The sequence below is a fragment of the Leclercia sp. LSNIH3 genome (assembly GCF_002935105.1).
Lineage (GTDB): Bacteria > Pseudomonadota > Gammaproteobacteria > Enterobacterales > Enterobacteriaceae > Enterobacter > Enterobacter adecarboxylatus.
The window spans coordinates 1,003,517-1,028,795 of the sequence record NZ_CP026387.1 but is presented as its reverse complement, the minus strand read 5'-3'; the positions used below and the strand labels follow the sequence as shown (position 1 = coordinate 1,028,795).

General features: G+C 56.3%; 24 protein-coding genes and 5 tRNA genes. 18 read left to right on the top strand and 11 right to left on the bottom strand.

Translation table 11 applies throughout. From position 1 onward, the window contains the following. Window positions 1-86: 86 nt before the first annotated feature. The 10 genes from tolB (at window position 87) to pnuC (ending at window position 5,701) form a co-directional block, all read left to right on the top strand. A complete protein-coding gene (gene tolB / locus C3F35_RS05020) occupies window positions 87-1,379 on the top strand; it encodes a Tol-Pal system beta propeller repeat protein TolB (protein ID WP_103792026.1) in 1,293 nt (430 codons plus the stop codon). Between the two features lie 34 nt (window positions 1,380-1,413). Beyond that, the gene (pal, locus tag C3F35_RS05015; protein ID WP_032617096.1) at window positions 1,414-1,935 is read left to right on the top strand and encodes a peptidoglycan-associated lipoprotein Pal; all 522 of its coding nucleotides are present in this window, start codon (window positions 1,414-1,416) and stop codon (window positions 1,933-1,935) included. A 9-nt stretch (window positions 1,936-1,944) separates the two neighbouring features. Further along, window positions 1,945-2,739 (top strand): cell division protein CpoB, encoded by a 795-nt coding sequence (gene cpoB, locus C3F35_RS05010; RefSeq protein WP_059308492.1) that lies wholly within the window; start codon window positions 1,945-1,947, stop codon window positions 2,737-2,739. A gap of 162 nt (window positions 2,740-2,901) precedes the next feature. Next, window positions 2,902-2,977: transfer RNA gene (locus tag C3F35_RS05005), tRNA-Lys, on the top strand. A 127-nt stretch (window positions 2,978-3,104) separates the two neighbouring features. After that, a tRNA-Val gene (locus C3F35_RS05000) sits at window positions 3,105-3,180 on the top strand. Window positions 3,181-3,183: 3 nt separating this feature from the next. Continuing rightward, window positions 3,184-3,259, top strand: a tRNA-Lys gene (locus C3F35_RS04995). Window positions 3,260-3,310: 51 nt separating this feature from the next. After that, window positions 3,311-3,386: transfer RNA gene (locus C3F35_RS04990), tRNA-Lys, on the top strand. A 30-nt stretch (window positions 3,387-3,416) separates the two neighbouring features. Next, window positions 3,417-3,492, top strand: a tRNA-Lys gene (locus C3F35_RS04985). Window positions 3,493-3,908: 416 nt separating this feature from the next. After that, entirely contained in the window at window positions 3,909-4,952 is a 1,044-nt protein-coding gene (gene nadA / locus C3F35_RS04975; protein WP_059308491.1) for a quinolinate synthase NadA, read from the top strand. A gap of 29 nt (window positions 4,953-4,981) precedes the next feature. Next, window positions 4,982-5,701: a nicotinamide riboside transporter PnuC gene (gene pnuC / locus C3F35_RS04970; protein ID WP_032617101.1), complete on the top strand. Its 720-nt coding sequence runs from the start codon at window positions 4,982-4,984 to the stop codon at window positions 5,699-5,701. On the opposite strand, the gene zitB is transcribed toward pnuC, so the two are convergent. Next, window positions 5,698-6,636, bottom strand: a complete 939-nt coding sequence (zitB, locus tag C3F35_RS04965; protein WP_103791920.1) for a CDF family zinc transporter ZitB — start codon at window positions 6,634-6,636, stop codon at window positions 5,698-5,700. The two genes, pnuC and zitB, sit on opposite strands and share 4 nt — an antisense overlap. Before the next feature lie 108 nt (window positions 6,637-6,744). Further along, complete coding sequence (locus C3F35_RS04960) at window positions 6,745-7,242, bottom strand: protein YbgS (protein WP_032617103.1); 498 nt, start codon at window positions 7,240-7,242, stop codon at window positions 6,745-6,747. A gap of 321 nt (window positions 7,243-7,563) precedes the next feature. Between C3F35_RS04960 and aroG the strand changes: the two genes are divergently transcribed. Next, the gene (gene aroG, locus C3F35_RS04955; protein ID WP_032617104.1) at window positions 7,564-8,616 is read left to right on the top strand and encodes a 3-deoxy-7-phosphoheptulonate synthase AroG; all 1,053 of its coding nucleotides are present in this window, start codon (window positions 7,564-7,566) and stop codon (window positions 8,614-8,616) included. Window positions 8,617-8,682: 66 nt separating this feature from the next. Here the strand turns inward: aroG and gpmA are convergent, their stop codons facing one another. The 7 genes from gpmA to modE all read right to left on the bottom strand — a co-directional run bounded on the left by gpmA (window position 8,683) and on the right by modE (window position 16,436). Beyond that, on the bottom strand, window positions 8,683-9,435 hold the full coding sequence (gpmA, locus tag C3F35_RS04950; RefSeq protein WP_032617105.1) for a 2,3-diphosphoglycerate-dependent phosphoglycerate mutase: 753 nt from the start codon (window positions 9,433-9,435) through the stop codon (window positions 8,683-8,685). Window positions 9,436-9,647: 212 nt separating this feature from the next. After that, window positions 9,648-10,688, bottom strand: a complete 1,041-nt coding sequence (galM, locus tag C3F35_RS04940; protein ID WP_103791921.1) for a galactose-1-epimerase — start codon at window positions 10,686-10,688, stop codon at window positions 9,648-9,650. Next, window positions 10,682-11,830 carry a galactokinase gene (gene galK, locus C3F35_RS04935; protein WP_103791922.1) on the bottom strand — a complete coding sequence of 383 codons (1,149 nt, stop codon included), beginning with the start codon at window positions 11,828-11,830 and terminating at the stop codon, window positions 10,682-10,684. Before galK ends, galM begins: the two co-directional genes overlap by 7 nt. 2 nt (window positions 11,831-11,832) lie before the next feature. Next, window positions 11,833-12,879, bottom strand: coding sequence for a galactose-1-phosphate uridylyltransferase (galT, locus tag C3F35_RS04930; protein ID WP_103791923.1), 1,047 nt, complete (start codon window positions 12,877-12,879; stop codon window positions 11,833-11,835). Window positions 12,880-12,888: 9 nt separating this feature from the next. Further along, window positions 12,889-13,905: a UDP-glucose 4-epimerase GalE gene (gene galE / locus C3F35_RS04925; protein ID WP_032617109.1), complete on the bottom strand. Its 1,017-nt coding sequence runs from the start codon at window positions 13,903-13,905 to the stop codon at window positions 12,889-12,891. Window positions 13,906-14,110: 205 nt separating this feature from the next. Then, complete coding sequence (modF, locus tag C3F35_RS04920; protein ID WP_103791924.1) at window positions 14,111-15,580, bottom strand: molybdate ABC transporter ATP-binding protein ModF; 1,470 nt, start codon at window positions 15,578-15,580, stop codon at window positions 14,111-14,113. Between the two features lie 67 nt (window positions 15,581-15,647). Then, a complete protein-coding gene (gene modE / locus C3F35_RS04915) occupies window positions 15,648-16,436 on the bottom strand; it encodes a molybdenum-dependent transcriptional regulator (protein WP_103791925.1) in 789 nt (262 codons plus the stop codon). A 127-nt stretch (window positions 16,437-16,563) separates the two neighbouring features. On the opposite strand from modE, the gene C3F35_RS04910 reads away from it, so the two are divergent. The 4 genes from C3F35_RS04910 to modC all read left to right on the top strand — a co-directional run bounded on the left by C3F35_RS04910 (window position 16,564) and on the right by modC (window position 19,418). Further along, a complete protein-coding gene (locus C3F35_RS04910; protein WP_032617112.1) occupies window positions 16,564-16,713 on the top strand; it encodes an AcrZ family multidrug efflux pump-associated protein in 150 nt (49 codons plus the stop codon). A 181-nt stretch (window positions 16,714-16,894) separates the two neighbouring features. Next, a complete protein-coding gene (gene modA, locus C3F35_RS04905) occupies window positions 16,895-17,671 on the top strand; it encodes a molybdate ABC transporter substrate-binding protein (protein ID WP_103791926.1) in 777 nt (258 codons plus the stop codon). Continuing rightward, a complete protein-coding gene (gene modB / locus C3F35_RS04900) occupies window positions 17,668-18,357 on the top strand; it encodes a molybdate ABC transporter permease subunit (protein ID WP_032617114.1) in 690 nt (229 codons plus the stop codon). The genes modA and modB overlap by 4 nt, the downstream gene beginning before the upstream one ends. Window positions 18,358-18,359: 2 nt before the next feature. After that, window positions 18,360-19,418: a molybdenum ABC transporter ATP-binding protein ModC gene (gene modC / locus C3F35_RS04895; RefSeq protein ID WP_032617115.1), complete on the top strand. Its 1,059-nt coding sequence runs from the start codon at window positions 18,360-18,362 to the stop codon at window positions 19,416-19,418. Here the strand turns inward: modC and C3F35_RS04890 are convergent, their stop codons facing one another. Further along, window positions 19,419-20,237, bottom strand: coding sequence for a pyridoxal phosphatase (locus C3F35_RS04890; protein ID WP_059308480.1), 819 nt, complete (start codon window positions 20,235-20,237; stop codon window positions 19,419-19,421). Window positions 20,238-20,390: 153 nt separating this feature from the next. On the opposite strand from C3F35_RS04890, the gene pgl reads away from it, so the two are divergent. Beyond that, a complete protein-coding gene (gene pgl, locus C3F35_RS04885) occupies window positions 20,391-21,386 on the top strand; it encodes a 6-phosphogluconolactonase (protein WP_103791927.1) in 996 nt (331 codons plus the stop codon). 218 nt (window positions 21,387-21,604) lie between these two features. Here pgl and C3F35_RS04880 read toward each other — a convergent pair whose 3' ends face one another. Next, window positions 21,605-22,888: a putative acyl-CoA thioester hydrolase gene (locus C3F35_RS04880; RefSeq protein WP_103791928.1), complete on the bottom strand. Its 1,284-nt coding sequence runs from the start codon at window positions 22,886-22,888 to the stop codon at window positions 21,605-21,607. Between the two features lie 223 nt (window positions 22,889-23,111). Here C3F35_RS04880 and hutI point away from each other — a divergent pair, with 223 nt between their 5' ends. Continuing rightward, the gene (gene hutI / locus C3F35_RS04875) at window positions 23,112-24,335 is read left to right on the top strand and encodes an imidazolonepropionase (protein ID WP_103791929.1); all 1,224 of its coding nucleotides are present in this window, start codon (window positions 23,112-23,114) and stop codon (window positions 24,333-24,335) included. After that, on the top strand, window positions 24,332-25,270 hold the full coding sequence (hutG, locus tag C3F35_RS04870; protein ID WP_103791930.1) for a formimidoylglutamase: 939 nt from the start codon (window positions 24,332-24,334) through the stop codon (window positions 25,268-25,270). The genes hutI and hutG overlap by 4 nt, the downstream gene beginning before the upstream one ends. Window positions 25,271-25,279 lie beyond the last annotated feature (9 nt).

Sequence of the window (25,279 nt, the reverse complement as noted above, 5' to 3'; positions counted from 1 at the left end):
TAGCGTTCTGGTAGTTTTGTTTATTTGGGTTTGTTAACATTCTGCTAAATTATCGCGGGTAAGGTTACCCGGATATGGGAGATATGATGAAGCAGGCATTACGTGTTGCAATGAGTTTCTTAGTACTGTGGGCAGCGGTGCTGCACGCAGAAGTGCGTATCGAGATCACCCAAGGGGTGGACTCGGCACGTCCGATTGGTGTTGTTCCGTTCCAGTGGGCCGGTCCTGGCGCTGCACCTGAAGATGCTGGTGGCATCGTGGCGGCTGACCTGCGTAACAGCGGTAAATTCAACCCATTAGATCGTTCTCGTCTGCCTCAGCAGCCGGGCAGCGCACAGGAAGTGCAGCCTGCTGCATGGTCTGCACTGGGTATTGATGCGGTGGTTGTGGGGCAGGTATCTCCTAACCCGGACGGCTCTTACAATGTGGCCTGGCAGCTCGTGGATACTGGCGGTGCACCGGGTACCGTTCTGGCACAGAACACATACAAGATCACTAAACAGTACCTGCGCTACGCGGCACACGGGGCCAGCGATGAGGTATTTGAAAAGCTGACCGGCATTAAAGGTGCGTTCCGTACCCGTATCGCTTATGTCGTGCAGACCAACGGCGGCCAGTTCCCGTATGAGCTGCGCGTCTCTGACTACGATGGTTACAACCAGTTCACCGTTCACCGTTCACCGCAGCCGCTGATGTCTCCAGCCTGGTCGCCGGACGGTTCAAAACTGGCTTACGTAACCTTCGAAAGCGGCCGTTCAGCACTGGTAATTCAGACGCTGGCTAACGGTGCGGTTCGTCAGGTGGCTTCCTTCCCGCGTCACAACGGGGCACCGGCATTCTCACCAGACGGCTCTAAACTGGCGTTTGCGCTGTCTAAAACCGGTAGCCTGAACCTGTACGTGATGGACATCGGCTCCGGCCAGATTCGTCAGGTGACCGATGGTCGTAGCAACAACACCGAACCAACCTGGTTCCCGGACAGCCAAAACCTGGCCTTTACCTCTGACCAGGCCGGTCGTCCACAGGTTTATAAAGTCAATATTAACGGCGGTGCTCCGCAGCGTATCACCTGGGAAGGTTCTCAGAACCAGGACGCAGACGTGAGTGCTGACGGTAAGTTTATGGTAATGGTTAGCTCGGCCGGTGGTCAGCAGCACATTGCTAAACAAGATCTGGGCGGGGGCGGCGTACAAGTTCTGTCGTCGACTTTCCTGGATGAAACGCCAAGTCTGGCACCTAACGGCACTATGGTTATCTACAGCTCTTCTCAGGGGATGGGATCCGTGCTGAATCTGGTTTCTACCGATGGGCGTTTCAAAGCGCGTATTCCGGCAACTGATGGACAGGTAAAATCACCTGCCTGGTCGCCGTACCTGTAATAATAATTAATTGAATAATATAGGAATCATAGAAATGCAACTGAACAAAGTGCTGAAAGGGCTGATGATCGCTCTGCCTGTTATGGCAATCGCAGCGTGTTCTTCTAACAAGAACGCCAGCAACGACCAGAGCGGCGAAGGCATGATGGGTGCCGGCACTGGTATGGACGCAAACGGCAACGGCAATATGTCTTCTGAAGAGCAGGCGCGTCTTCAGATGCAGCAGCTGCAGCAGAACAACATTGTTTACTTCGATCTGGACAAGTTCGACATTCGTTCTGACTTCGCTGCAATGCTGGATGCACACGCTAACTTCCTGCGTAGCAACCCGTCTTACAAAGTCACCGTAGAAGGTCACGCGGACGAACGTGGTACTCCTGAGTACAACATCTCCCTGGGTGAGCGTCGTGCTAACGCCGTTAAAATGTACCTGCAGGGTAAAGGCGTTTCTGCTGACCAGATCTCCATCGTTTCTTACGGTAAAGAAAAACCTGCAGTACTGGGCCACGACGAAGCGGCTTACTCCAAAAACCGTCGTGCCGTACTGGTTTACTAAGAGAATTGCATGAGCAGTAACTTCAGACATCATCTGTTGAGTCTGTCGTTACTGGTTGGTATAGCGGCCCCCTGGGCCGCTTTTGCTCAGGCACCAATCAGTAGTGTCGGCTCAGGCTCGGTAGAAGACCGGGTCACCCAACTCGAGCGTATTTCTAATGCTCACAGCCAGCTTTTAACCCAACTTCAGCAGCAACTCTCTGACAACCAAACCGATATTGACTCACTGCGCGGACAGATTCAGGAAAGCCAGTATCAGCTCAATCAGGTTGTGGAGCGTCAGAAGCAGATCCTGCTGCAGATGGATAGCCTGAATAATGGCGGCGCAGCAGCGCAACCCGCCGCAGGCGATCAAAGTGGCGCAGCTGGTGCAGCGGCAACGCCTCAGGCTGATGCCTCAGCCTCGACAGGCGCGCCTGTACAGAGCGGTGATGCGAACACGGACTACAATGCGGCAATTGCCCTGGTGCAGGATAAATCACGCCAGGACGACGCGATGGCAGCGTTTCAGAACTTCGTGAAGAAATACCCTGATTCAACCTATCAGCCTAATGCGAACTATTGGCTGGGACAGCTGAATTACAACAAGGGTAAAAAAGACGACGCGGCGTTCTATTTTGCTTCCGTGGTAAAAAATTACCCAAAATCACCGAAAGCCCCTGATGCGATGTATAAGGTCGGGGTGATCATGCAGGACAAAGGCGACACCGCGAAAGCGAAGGCCGTCTTCCAGCAGGTGGTCACTAAATTCCCTGGCACTGAAGGTGCGAAACAAGCGCAAAAACGTCTTGCTGCGATGGGATGATTGCCGGATGACCAGAAATCGCGTTTTTTCTGGTCTTGCCGCATACTTCCTAAGCAGTTAAGTGATATTCATCAAAATATTAGTTGCGCGGAATTCTTAAATCAGTAATATATGCCGCCGTTGCCAAGGGATATCAAACAGCCCAAAAGCAGCCAAAATAGTGGGTCGTTAGCTCAGTTGGTAGAGCAGTTGACTTTTAATCAATTGGTCGCAGGTTCGAATCCTGCACGACCCACCAATCATTAGGTGGATAGCGATAGTTTAACGTGAAGGATAACGTTGCGTCAGCAACGGCCCGTAGGGCGAGGCGAAGCCGAGTCATCCTGCACGACCCACCACTTAAAGCAGTTCCGGCAGTACAGAGTGGGTGATTAGCTCAGTTGGTAGAGCATCTCCTTTACACGGAGGGGGTCGGCGGTTCGAGCCCGTCATCACCCACCACTCGGGTCGTTAGCTCAGTTGGTAGAGCAGTTGACTTTTAATCAATTGGTCGCAGGTTCGAATCCTGCACGACCCACCAATCTTTTGATTGGTACCGAGTAAAAATTATCTTCGAAGTCAGCACCCGAATGGGTCGTTAGCTCAGTTGGTAGAGCAGTTGACTTTTAATCAATTGGTCGCAGGTTCGAATCCTGCACGACCCACCACTTCGAAGAATAAGCAGTAAATCCCGCAAGGGGTCGTTAGCTCAGTTGGTAGAGCAGTTGACTTTTAATCAATTGGTCGCAGGTTCGAATCCTGCACGACCCACCAATGTAAAAAGGCGCCCTAAAGGCGCCTTTTTGCTATCTGCGATATGAACGATTCGAACCTGCAGCAGGTTCGGGCCGAACGCAGTGAGGCACCGGAGCCATAAGGCGACGGCCCTAAGGGCGAGCGGAGCAAGTCATCCTGCACGACCCACCAATGTAAAAAAGCGCCCTAAAGGCGCTTTTTTGCTATCTGCTGTTCCTGCGTCTGAAAAACATGCCTGATGGCGCTTCGCTTAGCAGGCCTACAAAAGCAATTCACTGCACGACTCAACCACAAATGCTACTGGCACGCTTTTGATGTGACTTTGACTCCCAAATCCGCTATCTTGTTTAGTATATAAAACACAATTGCCATTACTTTGGTTTCCACCAAAAAATAACGGCAAACTTGTTAAGCCAGTAAAACGAGAAGCCAAAATGAGTGTGATGTTTGATCCTGAAGCCGCCATCTATCCTTTCCCGCCTAAACCCGTCCCGCTGAGCCTCGACGAAAAGCAGTTTTATCGCGAAAAGATCAAGCGCTTGCTCAAAGAACGCGATGCGGTGATGGTGGCGCATTACTACACTGACCCGGAAATCCAGCAGCTGGCAGAAGAGACCGGCGGCTGCATTTCTGACTCACTGGAAATGGCGCGCTTCGGTGCAAAACATCCCGCGTCGACATTGCTGGTGGCCGGGGTCCGCTTTATGGGCGAGACGGCAAAAATCCTCAGCCCGGAAAAAACCATCCTGATGCCAACCCTGAATGCAGAATGCTCGCTGGATTTAGGCTGCCCGATCGACGAATTCACCGCCTTCTGCGACGCCCATCCCGACAGAACGGTGGTGGTTTACGCTAACACCTCTGCCGCGGTAAAAGCGCGTGCCGACTGGGTGGTAACCTCCAGCATCGCTGTTGAGTTAATCGAGCATCTCGACAGCCTGGGCGAGAAAATTATCTGGGCACCAGACAAACATCTTGGCAACTACGTTCAGAAGCAGACCGGGGCAGATATTCTGTGCTGGCAGGGGGCCTGTATCGTTCATGACGAGTTCAAAACCCAGGCCCTGGAGCGCATGAAAGGTCTTTACCCGGAGGCCGCCGTACTGGTCCATCCGGAATCACCGCAGGCGATCGTCAACATGGCGGATGCCGTAGGTTCAACCAGCCAGCTCATCGCTGCCGCGAAAACGCTGCCGCATCGTCAGCTTATTGTCGCCACCGATCGCGGCATCTTCTACAAAATGCAGCAGGCAGTGCCGGAGAAAGAGCTGCTGGAAGCGCCAACGGCGGGCGAGGGGGCAACCTGCCGCAGCTGTGCGCACTGTCCTTGGATGGCGATGAACGGGCTCAAGGCGATTGCCGAAGGGCTGGAGTCCGGCGGCGCGGCGCATGAGATCCATGTGGATGCGGCGCTGCGTGAAGGGGCGTTAATTCCGCTTAACCGGATGCTGGATTTTGCGGCTACACTACGTGCTTAAGCAACGTAATGTAACGCTGAGGGAAAAAGATGGATTTTTTTAGCACGCAAAACATTCTGGTACATATACCGATTGGTGCCGGCGGCTATGACTTGTCATGGATTGAAGCCGTCGGGACAATTGCGGGTCTGCTCTGTATCTGGCTCGCCAGTCTGGAGAAGATAGTCAACTACGCGTTTGGCCTGGTGAACGTCACGCTGTTTGCCATTATCTTCTTTCAGATCCAGCTGTATGCCAGCCTGCTGTTGCAGCTGTTCTTCTTCGTGGCCAATATCTATGGCTGGTACGCCTGGTCGCGGCAGAACAGCCAGCAGGAGGCGGAACTGCAGATCCGCTGGTTGCCGTTGCCTAAAGCCATCGGCTGGCTGGCAGCTTGCGTGGTCGCTATCGGCCTGATGACGGTCTATATCGACCCGGTGTTTGCCTTCCTGACCCGCGTGGCGGTATCGGTGATGAGCAGCCTCGGACTGAACGTTACCATGCCAGATCTACAGCCTGACGCCTTCCCGTTCTGGGATTCGTGCATGATGGTTCTGTCGATTGCCGCCATGATCCTGATGACCCGAAAATATGTCGAAAACTGGCTGCTGTGGGTGATTATTAATGTGATAAGCGTGGTGATCTTTGCCCTGCAGGGCGTCTATGCCATGTCGCTGGAGTATATGATCCTTACCTTTATTGCCCTCAACGGCAGCAGGATGTGGATTAACAGCGCGCGGGAACGAGGTTCCCACGCGCTGGCACGTTAATGGTGATGATGATGGGCGTGGCCGGAGGCGATCTCATTGAGGTGGCAATCCGGCCCGTTACAGGGGGTGTACTCCATCTGGATAGTGCTATGCGCGATAGCGTAATGATGCTCCAGAAAATGCTGGATACGCCCCAGTAACGCATCGTGATCGTGGGGAGGAATGACCTGAACATGCAGCGTCATCAGCGGTTTCTCTCCCACCATCCAGACGTGAATATGATGCACGTCGCGGACTTCTGGAATAGAGCGCGTCAGGTTGCGTTTCAGCGCCGGAATATCCAGCGTCGCTGGCGCGCCTTCCAGCAGCTCATTCACACTCTCCTGCAGTAATCGCCAGGCACTGCGCAACACCAGACAGGAGACGACAATCGACAGGATCGGATCTATCGGTGTCCAGCCCGTCCACAGGATCACCAGCGCCGCGACGATGGCACCTACCGATCCCAGCAGGTCCCCCAGCACGTGCAGCGCCGCCGCCCGCACGTTAAGGTTTTTCTCCTCACTACCGCGATGCAAAATCCAGAACGCCAGGATATTGGCGATAAGCCCGGCGACGGCTACCACCATCATGGTGACGCCCGCGACAGGCTGCGGATAGCGGAAACGCTGAATGGCTTCCCAGACAATTAAAATGGTGATCAACACCAGCGCGATGGCGTTGACGAAAGCAGCAAGGGTCGTCAGACGCAGCCAGCCAAAGGTGCGTCCCTGGCTGGGCGGGCGGCGCGCGAATACTACCGCCAGCAGCGCAAACAGCAGTGCCGCTGCGTCCGTTAACATATGTCCCGCATCGGCCAGTAGCGCCAGCGAGCCGGAAACCAGGCCGCCAATCACCTCAATGATCATAAAGGCGGCAGTGACGCCGAACGCCAGCATTAAGCGTTTAGCATTTCCATCCTGTGAAGAAGGGGCGTGTGAGTGGGTGTGCGCCATGAATGATGTCCCGGTCCATTATTATTGTAAGTGTAGAGTTTTTAACATTTTGCACAAAAAATAAAGGAGAGCCTTAGCTCTCCTTCATCATCATCGCATTACCGGTAATTACTGGGTAGTGCCGTCAGTTTTCTGCTCTTGTGGGGTTCTTTCGGAATCCACTTTACCGGACTGATCCGGGCATTTACCGTCTTTACACATAGAGTTTTTGTGCTGATCGTCCTTGGTCATGCCGTCATTGCCCATCTTGCTTGGGTCGTCATTACCCATGATGGAATTGGAGCCACCGGTGGTAGAACTATTACCGCTGCCGGTAGTTGATCCGTTAGTGGTGGCGTTAGTACCATCAGGATTTAACATAGTCCCGCTGCCACCGCTGCTGGTTGTACCCGTAGTGCCAGAACCGGTATTAATCTGGCTGTTGCCGGTATTATTTGGCGCAATATTCTGGCGTGCATCTGGCGCTACCGCACCAGCATCAGCGGCGGCATTCGCCTGGCCGTTATTGCTGTCAGAGCCGCCGGCAGAATCAGCGGCCAGCGCAGCACCGCTTGCCATGGTGAGGGAAGCGGTCAGGAAAAGGGTTGCGAGTTTAGTCATTTTCATCATGCTGCTCCTGTTCTGGTCGTTATGTTCTGGATAACTTCTTTCCACAGTGCATATGCGAAATCGATACGGTGCTCAGTGGTCAAAGATGCCATGGTCCCTACTTAGATCAGTATGGAATCGTGATAAACGTAATAAATGCAGTGCATACAGTTAAAAAGTTTAGGTTGTATCTTGCTTTTCGCTACTTTGTGGGGTTTTTTAAGCGAATTCCAGGATTTATCTGTGCGAAGTGTAAAAGCCAGTTTACACTTCCTGACTGACAAGATAGATTGAAGGGATTGCATTCGTTTATAAAAATATGGCAACGCTGGAAAGAACATGAATTATCAGAATGACGATTTACGTATTAAAGAGATCAACGAGTTATTACCCCCTGTCGCACTCCTTGAGAAGTTTCCTGCCACTGAAAAAGCCGCCAACACCGTTTCTCATGCCCGCAAAGCGATCCACAAGATCCTGAAAGGTAATGACGATCGTCTGCTGGTGGTGATCGGGCCATGCTCCATTCACGATCCCGCAGCGGCGAAAGAGTACGCAGCGCGTCTGCTGACGCTGCGCGAGACGCTGAAGGATGAGCTGGAAATCGTCATGCGCGTCTACTTTGAAAAGCCACGCACCACTGTAGGCTGGAAAGGGCTGATCAACGATCCGCATATGGACGGCAGCTTCCAGATCAACGACGGTCTGCGCATTGCCCGTAAGCTGCTGCTGGATATCAATGACAGCGGCTTGCCTGCGGCAGGTGAGTTCCTCGACATGATCACCCCACAGTATCTGGCAGACCTGATGAGCTGGGGTGCCATTGGCGCACGTACCACTGAATCTCAGGTTCACCGTGAGCTGGCATCAGGGCTTTCCTGTCCGGTGGGCTTTAAAAACGGCACCGATGGCACCATCAAAGTGGCGATCGACGCCATCAATGCTGCCGGGGCGCCGCACTGCTTCCTCTCCGTGACCAAATGGGGTCACTCCGCCATTGTTAACACCAGCGGAAATGGCGACTGTCATATCATTCTGCGCGGCGGCAAAGAGCCTAACTATAGCGCGGCACATGTTGCGGAAGTGAAGGCGGGTCTGGACAAAGCGGGTCTGGCTGCACAGGTCATGATCGACTTCAGCCACGCTAACTCCAGCAAGCAATTTAAAAAGCAGATGGATGTCGGCACCGATGTCTGCCAGCAGATTGCGGGCGGTGAAAAGGCCATTATCGGGGTGATGATCGAAAGCCATCTGGTGGAAGGCAATCAGAATCTGGAAGGCGGCGAGCCGCTGGTTTACGGTAAGAGCGTCACCGATGCCTGCATCGGCTGGGACGATACCGAAACGGTCCTGCGCCAGCTGGCGGATGCCGTGAAAGCCCGTCGCGGCTAAAAAAATGCCGGATTAGCATCCGGCATTCTGTATCTAAGGCCCGGTCATCGCGACCGGGCTTTTTTATTACTTGGCTTTACCCTGGTTCGCAACGGCCGCAGCTTTAGCCGCGATCTCATCAGCGTTACCCAGATAGTAGTGCTTGATTGGTTTGAAGTTTTCGTCGAACTCGTATACCAGCGGCACGCCGGTAGGGATGTTCAGTTCGAGGATCTCGTCTTCACCCATGTTGTCCAGGTATTTCACCAGCGCACGCAGGGAGTTACCGTGAGCCGCGATGATCACGCGCTCACCGCTTTTCAGGCGTGGCAGGATGGTTTCGTTCCAGTAAGGCACAACGCGATCGATGGTCAGCGCCAGGCTTTCAGTCTGTGGCAGTTCAGCATCGGTCAGTTTCGCGTAACGCGGGTCGTGGCCCGGGTAGCGCTCGTCATCTTTGGTCAGCTCTGGTGGGGTTACCGCGAAGCCGCGACGCCACTGTTTAACCTGCTCGTCACCGTATTTTTCTGCGGTTTCGGCTTTGTTCAAACCCTGCAGCGCACCGTAGTGACGCTCGTTCAGTTTCCAGGATTTCTCAACCGGCAGCCAGGCCTGATCCAGTTCGTCCAGCACGTTCCACAGGGTGTGGATGGCACGTTTCAGCACGGAGGTATAAGCAAAATCGAAGCTGAAGCCTTCGTCTTTCAGCAGTTTGCCTGCCGCTTTTGCTTCGCCAACGCCTTTCTCGGACAGGTCAACATCATACCAACCGGTAAAGCGGTTTTCGTTGTTCCACTGGCTTTCGCCATGACGTACCAGAACCAGCTTAGTTACAGCCATATTTTACTCCTCCAGAACAAGCATTATTTGAATGATAACAATTCTCATTATATTGCCGCGGGGAAGCCGCGGGCAACGCTTAACCCTAACCATAGCGAAAATAGTGTCTCAGTGTAAGATGCTTGTGAATGAGGGGTTGTGATTTTGTCTGTAAGTGGCGCTATTTTCAGCAAGCTGGGCAAAAAAAAGCCCTCCGGTGGGAGGGCCAGTTTTTATTGAGCAATAAAGTGATATTCCGTGACGCTGACATACTCTTCGCCAGGGCGCAGAATACAGTCGGGCTGCGGCCATTCCGCATGGTTCGGGCTGTCCGGCAGGAACTCGCTTTCCAGTGCCAGGCCTTGCCAGGCACGGTACTCTCCGTCTTCACGCGCGGGCGTACCCTCGAGGAAGTTCCCGGAGTAGAACTGCAGGGCAGGGGCGGTGGTGTAAACCGTCATCTGCAGCTTCTCATCGGCAGACCAGAGGTGCGCCGCTGGCTGGCTGACATCGCCCTCTGCATCAAGCAGGAACGCATGATCGTAACCGTTCACCTTGCGCTGATCGTCATCTGCCAGGAAACCCTGGGCGATGGCTTTGGTGGTGCGGAAATCAAAGCTGGTGCCCGCCACCGCTTTTAACCCTTCATGCGGGATCCCCATCTCATCCACCGGCAGATACGCCTGCGCCAGCAGTTGCAGTCTGTGGTTGCGCACGTCGCTGCAGTCGCCGTCGAGGTTGAAGTAAGCGTGGTTGGTCAGATTGACCGGGCAGGGTTTATCCACCGTGGCGCGGTACTCAATGGCGATCCGGTTATCATCCGTTAAGCGGTAATGCACGGTCGCCGCACAATTACCCGGATAGCCCTGATCGCCATCCGGCGAGTCGAGGGACAGCAGCGCTTCGCCATCGTTCTGCTTGATAATGCGCCAGCGACGCTTATCAAAGCCGTCCGGGCCGCCGTGCAGCTGGTTTTCACCCTGACTAGGCAGCAGCGCATAAGGCACGCCGTCCAGCTCAAAGCGGCTTTTAGCGATACGGTTGGCGTAACGGCCCACAGAGGCACCGAGGAACGCGGTTTGTTCAACGTATTGCTCAGGCGATGCACAGCCGAGCAGGGTCTCGCGCACGCTGCCGTCACTCATCGGGACGCGGGCTGAGAGTAAGGTGGCGCCCCAGTCCATGAGCGTCACCACCATCCCTGCGCTATTGCGCAAGGTAATCAGGCGGTACGGCAGGCCGTCCGGGGCGAGAACAGGGGTTTCGTTTAACACTGGCCAGCTCCTTGTGAGGCGTTGCAGACGTAGAAAGTTTCTTTGATACCGGTTTTGGTTTCGTACTGCTGCTCAACGGCTTGCTGAACAACCGGGACTAACGCCTCCGGCACCAGCGCAACCACGCAGCCACCAAAACCACCGCCGGTCATGCGCACGCCGCCCTGTTCGCCAATCGCCGCTTTGACAATCTCTACCAGGGTGTCGATCTGCGGCACGGTGATTTCGAAGTCATCGCGCATGGAGGCGTGTGACTGAGCCATCAGTTCCCCCATCCGATGCAGGTCGCCTTTCTCCAGCGCAGCCGCCGCTTCCACGGTACGGGCGTTTTCGGTCAGCACGTGGCGAACACGTTTTGCCACCACCTGATCCAGCTCGTGCGCGACTTTATTGAACTCAGTGAGGGAGACATCACGCAGCGCAGGCTGTTGGAAGAAGCGCGCGCCGGTTTCGCACTGCTCGCGGCGGGTGTTGTACTCGCTGCCCACCAGGGTGCGTTTGAAATTACTGTTGATGATGATCACCGCCGCACCTTTCGGCAGGCTCACCGCTTTGGTGCCCAGTGAACGGCAGTCGATCAGCAAGGCGTGGTCTTTTTTACCCAGCGCCGAAATCAGCTGATCCATGATGCCGCAGTTGCAGCCCACAAACTGGTTCTCGGCTTCCTGGCCATTGAGGGCGATTTGCGCCCCGTCCAGCGGCAGGTGATACAGCTGCTGGAAAACGGTGCCGACCGCCACTTCCAGCGAGGCGGATGAGCTTAAGCCCGCGCCCTGCGGTACGTTGCCGCTGATCACCAGATCTGCGCCGCCAAAGTTGTTGTTACGCTTCTGAAGGTGTTTTACCACGCCACGAACGTAGTTGGACCACTGCTGGCTGTCGTGCGCAACAACAGGCGCATCCAGCGAGAACTCGTCGATCTGGTTGTCGTAATCGGCCGCCAGCACGCGCACCTTGCGGTCATCGCGTTTCGCGCAGCTGATCACCGTCTGGTAATCAATGGCGCAGGGCAGCACGAATCCGTCGTTGTAGTCAGTGTGCTCGCCGATCAGGTTAACGCGGCCAGGCGCCTGGATAGCGTGAGTGGCGGGATAGCCGAACTTTTCAGCAAACAGGGCGTGGGTTTTATCTTTCAGACTCATTGTTATTCTCCAGATTCGCGAAAATGAACGTCACTGACTGCACGCAGGCGCTCTGCGGCCTGTTCAGCCGTCAGGTCGCGCTGGGTTTCCGCCAGCATCTCGTAGCCGACCATGAACTTTCGTACAGTAGCGGAGCGCAGCAGCGGCGGATAAAAGTGGGCGTGCAGCTGCCAGTGTTGATTCTCTTCGCCATTAAAAGGTGCGCCGTGCCAGCCCATGGAATAGGGGAAAGAGCACTGGAACAGATTGTCATAACGGCTGGTCAGCTTTTTCAGCGCCAGGGCCAGATCGCTGCGCTGGTCTTCGCTCAGATCGGTGATCCGCAGAACATGCGCTTTCGGCAGCAGCAGGGTTTCGAACGGCCACGCCGCCCAGTACGGCACCACCGCTAACCAGTGTTCGGTCTCGACCACGGTGCGGCTACCGTCGGCCAGCTCGCGCTGCACATAGTCCAGCAGCATTGGCGACTGCTGTTCAGCGAAATAGGCTTTTTGCAGGCGATCTTCCCGCTCGACTTCGTTAGGCATGAAGCTGTTGGCCCACACCTGGCCGTGCGGATGGGGGTTGGAACACCCCATCGCCGCGCCTTTGTTCTCAAAAACCTGCACCCAGGGATAGCTCTGCCCCAGCTCGGCAGTCTGTTCCTGCCAGGTTTTCACCACCTCGGTCAGGGCCTCAACGCTCAGCTCCGGCAGGGTTTTGCTGTGATCCGGCGAGAAGCAGATCACCCGGCTGGTGCCGCGCGCGCTTTCGCAGCGCAGCAGCGGATCGTCACTCTGCGGCGCGTCCGGCGTGTCGGTCATCAGGGCGGCAAAATCGTTAGTGAAAACGTAGGTGCCTGTGTAATCAGGGTTAACATCACCGGTTACGCGGGTATTGCCCGGACAGAGGAAACAGTCTGGATCGTGCTGCGGCAGCGTTTGTTTCGCTGGCGTCTCCTGCGCCCCTTGCCATGGGCGCTTGGCGCGATGCGGAGAGACCAGGATCCACTGCCCGGTTAACGGATTAAAACGACGATGCGGGTGATCGACGGGATTAAATTGGGTCATGACAGATCCTTAGTCTGGATAACCCTGCGGGTGGCGAGACTGCCAGCGCCAGGTATCCTGTGCCATTTCATCGAGCGTGCGCGAGACACGCCAGTTAAGCTCTTTGTCGGCCTTAGTGGCATCCGCCCAGTAGGCAGGCAGGTCGCCGTCGCGACGTGGGGCAAAGTGATATGCCACCGGTTTGCCGCAGGCAGCGCTAAAGGCGTTAACCACATCCAGCACGCTGCTGCCGACACCGGCACCGAGGTTATAAATATGAACGCCCGGTTTATCCGCCAGTTGCTGCATGGCTGCGACGTGGCCGTCGGCCAGATCCATGACGTGGATGTAGTCGCGAACGCCGGTGCCGTCAGGGGTCGGGTAGTCGTTACCAAATACCGCCAGCGAGTCACGACGGCCTACCGCCACCTGAGCGATATAAGGCATCAGGTTATTCGGAATACCCTGCGGATCTTCACCCATATCCCCGGATGGATGCGCACCCACCGGGTTGAAATAACGCAGCAAGGCGATGCTCCAGTCCGGCTGCGCTTTTTGCAGGTCGGTCAGGATCTGTTCCACCATCAGCTTGCTTTTGCCGTACGGGCTTTGCGGCGTCCCGGTCGGGAAGCTTTCGACATATGGGATTTGCGGCTGATCGCCATAGACAGTGGCGGAGGAGCTAAAGATGAAGTTTTTCACGCCTGCCGCGCGCATGGCAGAAACCAGACGCAACGTACCGTTGACGTTGTTATCGTAATACTCCAGCGGTTTCGACACCGACTCGCCCACGGCTTTCAGCCCGGCAAAGTGGATCACTGTATCAACAGCGTGATCGTGGAGGATCTCCGTCATCAGCGCTTCGTTACGAATATCGCCTTCGACAAAGACTGGCTGTTTACCGGCCAGGCGTTCCATAACCGGCAGCACGCTGCGCTTACTGTTGCACAGGTTATCAAGGATGATGACATCGTGGCCATTTTGCAGCAGTTGCACACAGGTATGACTTCCTATGTAACCGCTACCACCTGTTACCAGAACTCGCATTTTTCGCTCCATTAGGCTTATGGTATGAGATAATCCTAGCATAACAGAGAGCTGGAAAGTGTGACATGGGATAAAATAGTGGAATCGTTTACACTGTATGAAACGCAGCAGCTCTCTGGCTAAAAAACGATTGTAGATCAAAGCGCCTGGGGTGGGATGTTGCAGGTTATCCGAAAAAAACGGGGGCATGGCCCCCGTGAGGATATCAGACCCGGCTCGTCTGGTAGCGGTAGCGCTCGCCGTCGGCGATAAACTCCAGCCGATGGGTGATACAGGCGGGGGCATCTTCCGCATGATGGGACACGAACAGCAATTGCGTTTCGCCTTCGCTAATCAGGACATCCACAAACCGGCGAATGAGCTGGCGGTTGAGGGGATCCAGCCCCTGCAAAGGCTCGTCGAGGATCAGGAGCGTTGGGTGCTTGACCAGGGCGCGAACGATCAGCGCCAGCCGCTGCTGACCCCACGACAGGCTGCTGAAGGGCGCATCCGCGACCCGGTTGTCCATCCCCAGAATATCCAGCCACTGCTGCGCCAGCTTGTGCTGCTTATCCGAGACCACCTGATAAATTCCAATCGAGTCGAAATAACCCGACAGAATGACGTTGCGCACCGTCGTGCTGACGCGGTAATCGAGGTGCAGGCTGCTGCTGACGTAGCCGATATGCTTTTTGATATCCCAGATGGTTTCGCCGCTGCCGCGACGGCGGCCAAAGAGTGTGAGATCGTTGCTGTAGCCCTGGGGATGATCGCCGGTAATCAGGCTCAGCAGGGTCGATTTACCGGCACCGTTGGGGCCGACAATCTGCCAGTGCTCGCCGGGATTCACCGTCCAGCTAAGCTGGTCGAGGATCGGCCGATCGTCATACGACACGACGCCGTTATTGAGCACAATACGCGGTTCATTCTGCGGCAGCCCATGACGCGCCGAAGGGGCATCCGGTTCGGGCAGGGTAACGCCATTCAGTTTTTCACTGTGCGCCAGCTGGGCAATCAGCGCCTGGTTCAGCAGGTCCGCTTTTTTGCCTACGGCCGTCAGGGTGCAATCCGCGAGGACGCCGGCGTTCTGCACAAAGTCGGGGATCTCGTCAAAACGGTTCAGGACCAGCACCAGGGTGTAACCCTGCTGATTGAGCGAGGCCAGCAGATCCGCCAGCTGCCCGCGGGATTTCACATCGAGGCCGTCGAAAGGCTCATCGAGGATCAGCAGTTCGGGTTCCGCCATCAGCGCCTGACACAGCAGCGTCTTGCGGGTTTCCCCTGTTGAGAGGTATTTGAAGCGTCGATCCAGCAGGTGAGCGATGCCGAACTGCTCCGCCAGCTGGCGGCAGCGGGCGTCATCTTTGATCTCGTCCTGGATAATTTCAGCTGCCGTACGGCCGGTATCCTCTTCGCCGGGGCTGAGCAGATCGGTGTTGTTGCGCTGCCACTCGTCGCTGACCAGTTTTTGCAGTTGTTCGAACGAGAGGCGGGTCAGGCGAGTAAAAGTGCTATGGCGTTCGCCCTTCAGCAGCGTCAGCTCCCCGGCCAGCGCCCGGGCGAGGGCTGACTTGCCGCTGCCGTTACTGCCAACGAACGCCCAGCTTTCGCCGGCATTCAGCGTAAAATTTGCGAGCGTGAGCGTTCGGGTGTCGCTAAGACGAAACGTGCCTTGCGAAATTTGCAATGATGACATGATTTATCCCATTTTTTGCAGCAATAAGCATCAGGGATACGCACTGTCGGCGCGAATGTCAATGCGCTCAGCACAACGTGGCGATAATCACCCGGTCAGCATTAAAATATGCCGTTGCCTTAGCACCTTCTTCTAAATCCTGGCTCTGCGCCAGCGGCAGGGTAGCGCAGAGCGTCTGGCCATCGGGCAGGGTCATCAGCACTTCACACTGTTCATCACCGCGATCGATATGGTTGATGATCCCCTGTAACTGGTTATCTGCCTGTTGCGCCGCTGCACTGTCCCGGGTAATGCTGACCCAGGGCGCTTTCAGCAGCACCAGCACCTCTTTGCCCTCATTCAGCCCCAGTCGTTCGCCGCTCTGGGCGGTAATGGCCGCTTTCAGGCGGGTGGTGCCGTCCGCGAGTAAAACCTCCACATGCTGTTGCACATGGTCGTTGTCGCGGGCGGTGACGGTACCAAACCACTGGTTACGGGCGCTGGTCTGCAAAGAGAAACGCGAAATAGCACCAAGGAGGCTGTCTAACGGCAGGGCATCGTCGTCGCTCAGGACGTCGAAGGCTTTCTGTTGGATCTGTGCCAGCAGATCATAGAGCTGGATCAGGCGTTGCCCGAAGCGCGTCAGGATCGCGCCGCCGCCGCCTTTGCCGCCGGTGGCGCGATCCACCAGGGGATGTTCGCTCAGGGTGTTCATTTCGTTGATGGCATCCCAGGCGCTTTTATAGCTAATGCCGGCGTTTTTGGCTCCCTGGCTAATGGAGCCGGTTTGCGCAATCTGTTTGAGCAGGGCGATGCGACGGGGATCGGCAAACAATTTTTGCTGAAGACGTAGGGTGAGGAGAATTTCGGCCTGCATAACAATGTCCTGGCAAAAGGACTATTGTGACGTAATTCGTTTTATGCGCAAACTGTACCGCACAAAAGGGGATGTATTTCTCGCTTTTCCGGTTAGAATAAAGCATTCACATTGTCTGGAGAAAGCCATGTTAGAGTTGCTGAAAAGTCTGGTATTCGCCGTGATCATGGTACCAGTGGTGATGGCTATCATCCTCGGTGCCATCTACGGTCTGGGTGAGGTGTTCAACATCTTTTCCAATGTCGGCCACAGAAAACAGCCGAAAAAACAGAATTAATTCCCTTTAAAAACGCCCGGTTCCGCCGGGCGTTTTGCTCTCAAGTTTCCCCCCTCCGCGCCGATATTATTTATGGCATCAATTTGATCTACTCACTCATCGGTACGATTTACCGCTGGGAAAATCCTGGGGTTATCGTTATATTGCGCTGTATATAACGAAACGCAACAGGAGCTACAAAATGGCACGTACATGGTTACGCCTTTTCGCAGGGGCAACGCTGACCCTCACCCTGACCGGACATGCACTGGCGGATGAGGGCAAAATTACCGTCTTCGCGGCGGCCTCCCTGACGAATGCGATGCAGGATATTGCTGCGGAGTATAAAAAAGAGAAAAACGTCGAGGTGGTTTCGTCGTTTGCCTCTTCCTCCACCCTGGCGCGTCAGATTGAAGCGGGGGCACCTGCCGACCTGTTCATCTCTGCCGATCAGAAGTGGATGGATTATGCCGTCGAGAAAAAATCGATGGATAACACCAGTCGCGCAACCCTGCTGGGCAATAGCCTCGTGGTTGTGGCACCGAAAGAGAGTGCTCAGGGCGAGATTGCCATCAATAAAGAGACCCCATGGACCAGCCTCCTGAAAGAGGGGCGGTTGGCGGTGGGTGACCCGGAACACGTTCCGGCAGGTATTTATGCCAAAGAGGCACTGCAAAAACTGGGTGCCTGGGAGACGCTGTCACCTAAACTGGCACCAGCCGAAGATGTGCGTGGTGCCCTGGCGCTGGTGGAGCGCAACGAAGCCCCGCTGGGGATCGTCTACGGTTCCGATGCGGTCGCCGGAAAAGGCGTAAAAGTGGTGGGGACCTTCCCGGAAGACTCCCATAAGAAAGTAGAATATCCTGTGGCCATCGTCGATGGACATAAAAACGCAACCGTCAGCGCCTTTTACGACTATCTGAAGGGGCCGCAGGCGTCTGCCATCTTTAAACGTTACGGATTTACGACTTACGAATGATATTAACCGATCCTGAATGGCAGGCCGTGCTGCTGAGCCTGAAAGTCTCTTCCCTGGCAGTTGCATTCAGTTTGCCCTTTGGGATCTTCTTCGCCTGGTTACTGGTTCGCTGTAAGTTCCCCGGCAAAGCGCTGCTCGACAGTCTTCTGCATTTGCCGCTGGTGCTGCCGCCGGTGGTGGTAGGTTACCTGCTTCTCATCGCCATGGGGCGTCGCGGGTTTATCGGTGAGCGTCTGTACGAGTGGTTTGGCATCAGCTTTGCCTTCAGCTGGCGCGGGGCCGTCATGGCGGCGGCGGTAATGTCATTCCCGCTAATGGTGCGGGCGATCCGCCTGGGGCTGGAAGGGGTGGATCTCAAACTCGAGCAGGCGGCCCGCACGCTGGGGGCCGGGCGCTGGCGCGTGTTTATGACTATCACGCTTCCCCTGACGCTGCCGGGCATTATTGTCGGTACCGTACTGGCGTTTGCCCGTTCGCTGGGTGAGTTTGGCGCGACCATTACCTTTGTTTCCAATATCCCCGGCGAAACACGCACCATCCCGTCCGCGATGTACACCCTGATTCAGACGCCCGGTGGTGAAGGGGCCGCCGCGCGTCTTTGCATTCTCTCCATTGTGCTGGCGATGGCCTCGCTGCTGGTGTCTGAGTGGCTGGCTCGCCTGAGCCGTGAGCGGATGGGGAAATAACCATGCTGGAACTCAATTTTACCCAGACTCTGGGCGAGCACTGCCTGACCCTTAACGAAACCCTGCCAGCCAGCGGGATCACCGCCATCTTTGGTGTCTCCGGGGCGGGGAAAACATCATTGATCAACGCGATAAGCGGCTTGACCAGGCCGCAGTCCGGCCGCATCGTGCTCAACGATCGGGTGCTGAATGACGTTGAAAAGCGCATCTACCTGGCACCAGAAAAGCGCCGGATTGGCTATGTCTTCCAGGATGCGCGGCTGTTTCCACACTACAAAGTGCTGGGTAACCTGCGTTATGGCATGGCGAAAAGCATGGCCGGACAGTTCGATAAGCTGGTGGCCCTGCTGGGGATTGAGCACCTGCTTGACCGGTTGCCCTCCTCGCTGTCGGGCGGAGAAAAACAGCGCGTGGCGATAGGCAGGGCGTTACTCACCGCCCCGGAGCTGCTGCTGCTGGACGAGCCGCTGGCTTCGCTCGACATCCCCCGCAAGCGCGAGCTACTGCCCTACCTGCAACGTCTGGCGCGCGAAATTAATATTCCAATGCTTTACGTCAGCCACTCGCTGGATGAGATCCTGCATCTGGCTGATAAGGTGCTGGTACTGGAAAACGGTAGCGTTAAAGCGTTCGGGAATCTGGAGGAGGTGTGGGGCAGCAGCGTGATGCATCCGTGGCTGCCGCAGGAGCAGCAGAGCAGCATTCTGAAGGTGAGCGTACTGGAGCATCATCCGCACTACGCAATGACTGCGCTGGCGATCGGCGATCAGCATGTGTGGGTCAATAAGCTGGATAAACCCCTGCAAAGCAGCGTGCGCATTCGCATTCAGGCGTCGGATGTTTCGCTGGTGCTTCAGCCGCCGTTACAGAGCAGCATCCGTAACATTCTGCGCGCCAAAGTGGCCCAATGTTACGACGATAACGGCCAGGTTGAGGTCCAGCTGGAAATTGGCAGCCGCACGCTGTGGGCGCGCATCAGCCCGTGGGCCAGGGATGAGCTGGGGATCAAACCTGGCCTCTGGCTTTACGCGCAGATCAAGAGCGTGTCGATCACCACCTGATTACACCAGATGGGTATAGATAAACTGAGCGATGCTGTCGGTCGTGTTGTCGCCAATCACGATATTGGCGCGCGCTTTCACCGCGTCGTCAGCATTACCCATCGCCACCCCGGTACCCGCTGCTTCGAGCATACTGATATCATTGTAGTTATCGCCAAAAGCAATCACATCCTTCATTGATCCGCCGATGGATTCGACATACTGCGCCAGGCGCTTGCCCTTGCTGTTGCCTTTGCGGGCGATATCCACCTGATCGTGCCAGGACCATTCGCACTCCAGCCCAAGCGTCTGCTCGACATGTTTTGCGAAAGTATTCAGTTTTACCGTGTCTTCACCGGTCAGGGCGAATTTCCAGATGGCGTTAACCTCCCGGGCTGCCTGCGCCAGCGACGGCACCTGGGTGAACACCGGACGCTGCGCTTCCGGCAGCGACAGCGCCCAATTGCTGGTGCGAATAACGTGGCCGGTCGGACGCTCGTACATCATCGCGTCGTCAACATACATCAGGCCGTGAATGTCATGTTCATCGAGCAGATCAATCAATTGCAGGGCTTGCGTAACCGGTAAAGGATCGGCTTCCAGAACCTTTTTAGCTTGATAATCATACAAATAAGTGCCATTACAACAAATTGCAGGTGTATCTAACGCCAGTGCCTGATAAAAAGGATGAATAGCAACGTGATGTCGACCCGTCACGATGAGGAGTTGATATCCCACCTCCCGGGCGCGCTTCAGGGCGTCGAGGGAAGAGGGGAGCAGGGTTTTTTGCGGGGTTAATAGCGTACCGTCTAAATCCAGTGCAATCACACGCGAGGTCATTTGATATTCCGGGTTAATGTTGAAATGGCAGAATGAGCAGATGGTACACCGCGTAACTAACGCTGCAAAATTCCTGATTAAAATTCAGCATTCACCGTTAAAAAAGACTATCCTGGTACATTACTTTTACGCGCAGTGAGGAAAGGAGCATTCATGAAACAAACCGTTTATACCGCCAGTCCTGAAAGCCAGCAGATCCATGTCTGGCGTCTGAATCCCGAAGGCACACTCACCCTGGTACAGGTCGTCGATGTTCCCGGCCAGGTTCAGCCGATGGTGATCAGCCCGGATAAACGTTTCCTGTATGTGGGCGTGCGCCCGGAATTCCGTGTGCTTGCGTACCGTATCTCTCCTGACGATGGCGCTCTGACCTGGACGGCCGAAGCCGCTCTGCCGGGTAGCCCAACCCATATCTCAACCGATCTACAGGGGCGCTTTATCTTTAGCGGCTCCTACAATGCCGGTTGCGTTAGCGTGACCCGCCTGGATGACGGCATTCCGACCGAGACCGTAGAGGTTGTTGAAGGTCTGGAAGGTTGCCACTCAGCCAACATCTCCCCGGATAACCGCACCCTGTGGGTACCGGCGCTGAAACAGGATCGTATCTGCCTGTTTACTCTTGGCGAGGACGGCAAGCTGGCGGCGCAAACGCCTGCGGAAGTGACCACTGTAGAAGGCGCTGGCCCGCGTCACATGGTCTTCCACCCGAATCAGCAGTACGCCTACGTCGTGAATGAGCTGAACTGCTCTGTGGACGTCTGGGCGCTGCGCGATCCGCACGGCAACATCGAGTGTGTGCAGACCCTGGACATGATGCCGACGGACTTCACCGATACGCGCTGGGGTGCGGATATTCACATCACCCCTGACGGACGCCACCTCTATACCTGCGATCGTACTTCAAGCCTGATCACCATCTTCAGCATCTCTGAAGACGGCAGCGTGCTGGCAATTGAAGGCTTCCAGCCAACCGAGACCCAGCCGCGCGGCTTTAACGTCGATCACAGCGGTAAATTCCTGATTGCGGCGGGACAGAAATCGCACCATATCGCCCTGTATGAGATTCAGGGCGAGCAAGGCCTGCTGGAAGAGAAGGGGCGTTACGCAGTCGGCCAGGGGCCAATGTGGGTGGTGGTTAACGCGCACTAAGGCCGATGAAATAAAAAACCTCGCCAATGCGAGGTTTTTTTATGCCCGGAGGTAATCGGGTGAGCACACCGATAACACCAACCCCACTATTAATCCCGAGCTGATGCGCTATAAGCAGGGTTGCTGTTTGCAACGGCTGGATGCGTATCTTAGGCGCGGTGCCTGACGTGCCCAGCCGCAGCAATAAGGGGGAGTCACTCCCCCTTTTTACCAGAATCTTACTGCTTTGGTTCGGCGATAACTTTGCTGCCTACACCGCGGTTGTTGTATTCCCACATGCGGTTGAAGCTAGCGTCGTTAAGGTTACGCTGCACGTTGCCTTTATCATCCACCGCACCGGTGTTACCCGCATACGGACGCTGAGAAATCGCGGCGTTGCCCCAGGGTTTTGCCATATTAAAGCCTTCGTTGATCACGCTGTCGCGGATCACTACCTGGCCGTTAGAGGCAGAATCGACATCCAGCGAGCGGCCCAGTTGCGCCACACCATCACCCATCGCGGTAAAGCGGCTGTTTACCGCCAGGAAGCCATAGAACATGTTCGACAGGGTAGCCGGTGCGAAGACATAGCCTTCCTGCTGCGTACGGCTGTTCATCACGCGGAAATCGGTATTATCAAACACCACCGCACCGCGACCTGAAACAATATCCACATCGCCTTCGATGTAGCTGTTAGTCACCAGGGTGCGAGTGATGCGGTTGTTTTTCAGGGTATTCTCGACACCGCTGTTGGTGACGAAGAAGGTGTTCTGACGACCCAGAATATTCACCTTGTCGATCTGCACCTGATCGCCATCGCTGCGCAGGGCTACGGCCTGGTGGTTTCCGGCATCGACGCTGTCACCCAGATTGTTTTCAATCGTCAGGTTCTGCAGCTGCAGGCCGTTGTTCTGCGACCAGAAGACCGCGGAACACATCACGCCGATGGTGGCGCTTTGCTTGCTCTGGCAACGGTCAAACATGTACCAGGCTGGTTTGCCAGGCATGTATTTACCGCCCGGGTTAACCAGACGACGCCAGGTGGTGGTATCGATTTCGGAGTCGATCGCCAGACCAATTTTCACATCAATGGGTTTTTCGCCCGTACCGTACAGGGTCACGCTGCCTGGCGCGGCAGGTACATACACCGTCCCTTCGTATTCGCCGGGTAAAATGGCGATGTACTGGCGGGAGCTGCTGTGCTTAGCAATGGCTGCATCGACGGCCGCCTGGATAGTGGTATGCGTAACGCCCTGGGTTCCCGCCGGGCCAACAACAAAGTTTGGCTGTGCAGGCAGGCGAATGGCATAAGGACTCCACGGCGCCGCGTTCGGATCCATGGCCGTGAAGTAGCGGGCCTGCTGGAAGTTTTTCGCTTCATCAGCGGAAAGGATCGGGCGGGAAGCCGTGCCTGGCGCGGCCTGCTCTGAAGGCAGTTGATCCGGCGGCGTAGAGCTGCACGCAGACAACGTCACGCCAAATGCGAGGGCCAGCGCCAGACGAGAAATCCTGGAAATGTTCAAGGGAAGCTCCTGCTAAGCATATCAATAGGGGGATAACTGAAATAGCCTGCTTTTTTATACTAAGTTGAGCGAAACGGGAAGATGAAAAGGCAAAAAGTTACTTTTTCTTCCCACGCTTAGCGGGAAAGTTGTCACAAATAAATAACAATTTCGGTAAAGGCGATTGACAGGCCGCCGGGAATGAAAATAAATGTCTATACAACTCATGACAAGCGGAAGCCCGATGCTGCAACTTCATCCCGACGACGTAATCTGGCGTAACCTGCGCCTCGCGACCCTGGATCCTGCCCACGGCACAGCCTATGGTCTGCTGGAGAACCGGGCGTTAATTGTACGCGGTGAGACCATCCTGGCGATCGTGCCTGAATCTGACCTGCCTGCGGATCTGCCCAACGCCAACGATTTACAGGGCCGGCTGGTCACGCCGGGCCTGATCGATTGCCACACCCATCTGGTGTTCGGCGGCGATCGCGCCGCCGAGTGGGAGCAGCGGCTGAACGGCGTCTCCTATCAGACCATCAGCGCCCAGGGCGGTGGGATTAATGCCACGGTGACCGCCACCCGGAACAGTACGCCAGAGCAGCTTGAGCAGCTGGCGCAGCAGCGTTTACAGCGCCTGATGCGCGAAGGCGTCACCACCCTCGAAATCAAATCCGGTTATGGCCTGAACGACGAAACGGAAGAGAAGATGCTGCGCGTGGTCCAGCGTCTGGCGCATACCCATCCCATTGAGATCAGCCCGACGTTGCTGGCCGCTCACGCGGTGCCGAAAGAGTACCGCCAGGATCCCGATGCTTATATAGACCATGTTTGTCAGCACACCCTGCCGCAGCTGTGGGAGAAAGGGCTTTTCGAAGCCGTGGATGTGTTTTGCGAGAATGTCGGCTTTACTCCAGCACAGAGCGAGCGGGTGTTTCAGGCGGCACAGGCCCGGGGGATCCCGATAAAAGGCCACGTCGAACAGCTCTCGAATCTCGGCGGCACCGCGCTGGTGAGCCGTTACCAGGGGCTATCTGCCGATCACATTGAATATCTTGATGAAGCCGGGGTGAGCGCGATGTCCCGAAGCGGCACCGTGGCGGTGTTGCTGCCCGGTGCTTTCTATTTCTTACAGGAGCGCCAGCGTCCGCCGGTTGCGCTGTTACGTCAGCAGGGGGTGCCGATGGCCGTCGCCACCGATTACAACCCTGGCACCAGCCCGTTTGCCAGTCTGCATCTGGCGATGAACATGGCCTGCGTCCAGTTTGGTCTGACCCCGGAAGAGGCGTGGGCAGGGGTGACCCGGCACGCCGCACAGGCGCTCGGTCGCGGCGAAACGCACGGCCAGCTGAAGGCCGGGTTTGTCGCCGATCTGGCGATCTGGGATGCGAAAAGCCCGGTGGAGATGGTGTATGAGCCGGGGCGTAACCCGCTTTATCAGCGCGTATTCAGAGGAAAAGTACAATGAGTCTGTGGCAGCCCGTTTCGCCTGACATCTGGCAGGGGCGCGACGACCGTCACGAGGCCAGCAACGCCCTGCGCCTGTTCCAGACCGTACGGCAAAGCGACACGCAGCAGCCTTCTGGCGACGGCATCGCCCTGATCGGCTTCGCCTGTGACGAAGGGGTGAGACGCAATCAGGGCCGGACCGGTGCCGCACAGGCCCCGGATACGTTACGCCGGACGCTAGGGAATATGGCCAGCCATGAGGGCCATGAGCGACTGACCGACATGGGCAACATCTGCGTTGGAGGGGAGGCGCTGGAGGCCGCCCAGCAGGCGCTGAGTGAGACGGTGACCGCCTGTCAGCAGGCGGGAATGCGCACCCTGGTGTTCGGCGGTGGGCATGAAACCGCCTGGGCGCATGGCCGGGGCGTGCTGGATGCCTTTCCCGGCGAGCGGGTGGTGATTATCAACCTGGATGCGCATCTCGATCTGCGAAACGCCAGCCAGGCCACCTCCGGGACACCCTTCCGCCAGCTGGCGCTGTACTGCGCGGAACAGCAACGTGAGTTTCACTATGCCTGCCTGGGGGTTAGCCGGGCGGCAAATACCCGGGCACTCTGGGATGAGGCGGCCCGTCTTAACGTCACCCTGGTCGAGGATCTCGACTTCCCGCAGCAGGCGTCACGGGTAGTTGAGAACATTCTGAACGAGGCGGATCGGGTCTATCTCACCATCGACCTTGACGTGATGCCGGCCGGGGAGATGCCCGCTGTGTCCGCGCCTGCCGCGCTGGGCGTTCCCGCCCGGGATCTGCTGCCGGTCATTGAGCGGGTCTGCCGCAGCGGCAAACTGCAGGCGGCCGATCTGGTAGAGTTCAGCCCCGGTTTCGACCGCGACGGTCAGGGCGCGAAGCTCGCCGCGCGGCTTGCCTGGCAAATAGCTCACTGGTGGGCATAAAGGCTGTAT

Coding starts and splice junctions, on each gene's coding strand:
- tolB (WP_103792026.1), top strand. CDS start 87: ATGAAGCAGGCATTACGTGTTGCAATGAGTTTCTTAGTACTGTGGGCA.
- pal (WP_032617096.1), top strand. CDS start 1,414: ATGCAACTGAACAAAGTGCTGAAAGGGCTGATGATCGCTCTGCCTGTT.
- cpoB (WP_059308492.1), top strand. CDS start 1,945: ATGAGCAGTAACTTCAGACATCATCTGTTGAGTCTGTCGTTACTGGTT.
- nadA (WP_059308491.1), top strand. CDS start 3,909: ATGAGTGTGATGTTTGATCCTGAAGCCGCCATCTATCCTTTCCCGCCT.
- pnuC (WP_032617101.1), top strand. CDS start 4,982: ATGGATTTTTTTAGCACGCAAAACATTCTGGTACATATACCGATTGGT.
- zitB (WP_103791920.1), bottom strand. CDS start 6,636: ATGGCGCACACCCACTCACACGCCCCTTCTTCACAGGATGGAAATGCT.
- C3F35_RS04960 (WP_032617103.1), bottom strand. CDS start 7,242: ATGAAAATGACTAAACTCGCAACCCTTTTCCTGACCGCTTCCCTCACC.
- aroG (WP_032617104.1), top strand. CDS start 7,564: ATGAATTATCAGAATGACGATTTACGTATTAAAGAGATCAACGAGTTA.
- gpmA (WP_032617105.1), bottom strand. CDS start 9,435: ATGGCTGTAACTAAGCTGGTTCTGGTACGTCATGGCGAAAGCCAGTGG.
- galK (WP_103791922.1), bottom strand. CDS start 11,830: ATGAGTCTGAAAGATAAAACCCACGCCCTGTTTGCTGAAAAGTTCGGC.
- galT (WP_103791923.1), bottom strand. CDS start 12,879: ATGACCCAATTTAATCCCGTCGATCACCCGCATCGTCGTTTTAATCCG.
- galE (WP_032617109.1), bottom strand. CDS start 13,905: ATGCGAGTTCTGGTAACAGGTGGTAGCGGTTACATAGGAAGTCATACC.
- modF (WP_103791924.1), bottom strand. CDS start 15,580: ATGTCATCATTGCAAATTTCGCAAGGCACGTTTCGTCTTAGCGACACC.
- modE (WP_103791925.1), bottom strand. CDS start 16,436: ATGCAGGCCGAAATTCTCCTCACCCTACGTCTTCAGCAAAAATTGTTT.
- C3F35_RS04910 (WP_032617112.1), top strand. CDS start 16,564: ATGTTAGAGTTGCTGAAAAGTCTGGTATTCGCCGTGATCATGGTACCA.
- modA (WP_103791926.1), top strand. CDS start 16,895: ATGGCACGTACATGGTTACGCCTTTTCGCAGGGGCAACGCTGACCCTC.
- modB (WP_032617114.1), top strand. CDS start 17,668: ATGATATTAACCGATCCTGAATGGCAGGCCGTGCTGCTGAGCCTGAAA.
- modC (WP_032617115.1), top strand. CDS start 18,360: ATGCTGGAACTCAATTTTACCCAGACTCTGGGCGAGCACTGCCTGACC.
- C3F35_RS04890 (WP_059308480.1), bottom strand. CDS start 20,237: ATGACCTCGCGTGTGATTGCACTGGATTTAGACGGTACGCTATTAACC.
- pgl (WP_103791927.1), top strand. CDS start 20,391: ATGAAACAAACCGTTTATACCGCCAGTCCTGAAAGCCAGCAGATCCAT.
- hutI (WP_103791929.1), top strand. CDS start 23,112: ATGCTGCAACTTCATCCCGACGACGTAATCTGGCGTAACCTGCGCCTC.
- hutG (WP_103791930.1), top strand. CDS start 24,332: ATGAGTCTGTGGCAGCCCGTTTCGCCTGACATCTGGCAGGGGCGCGAC.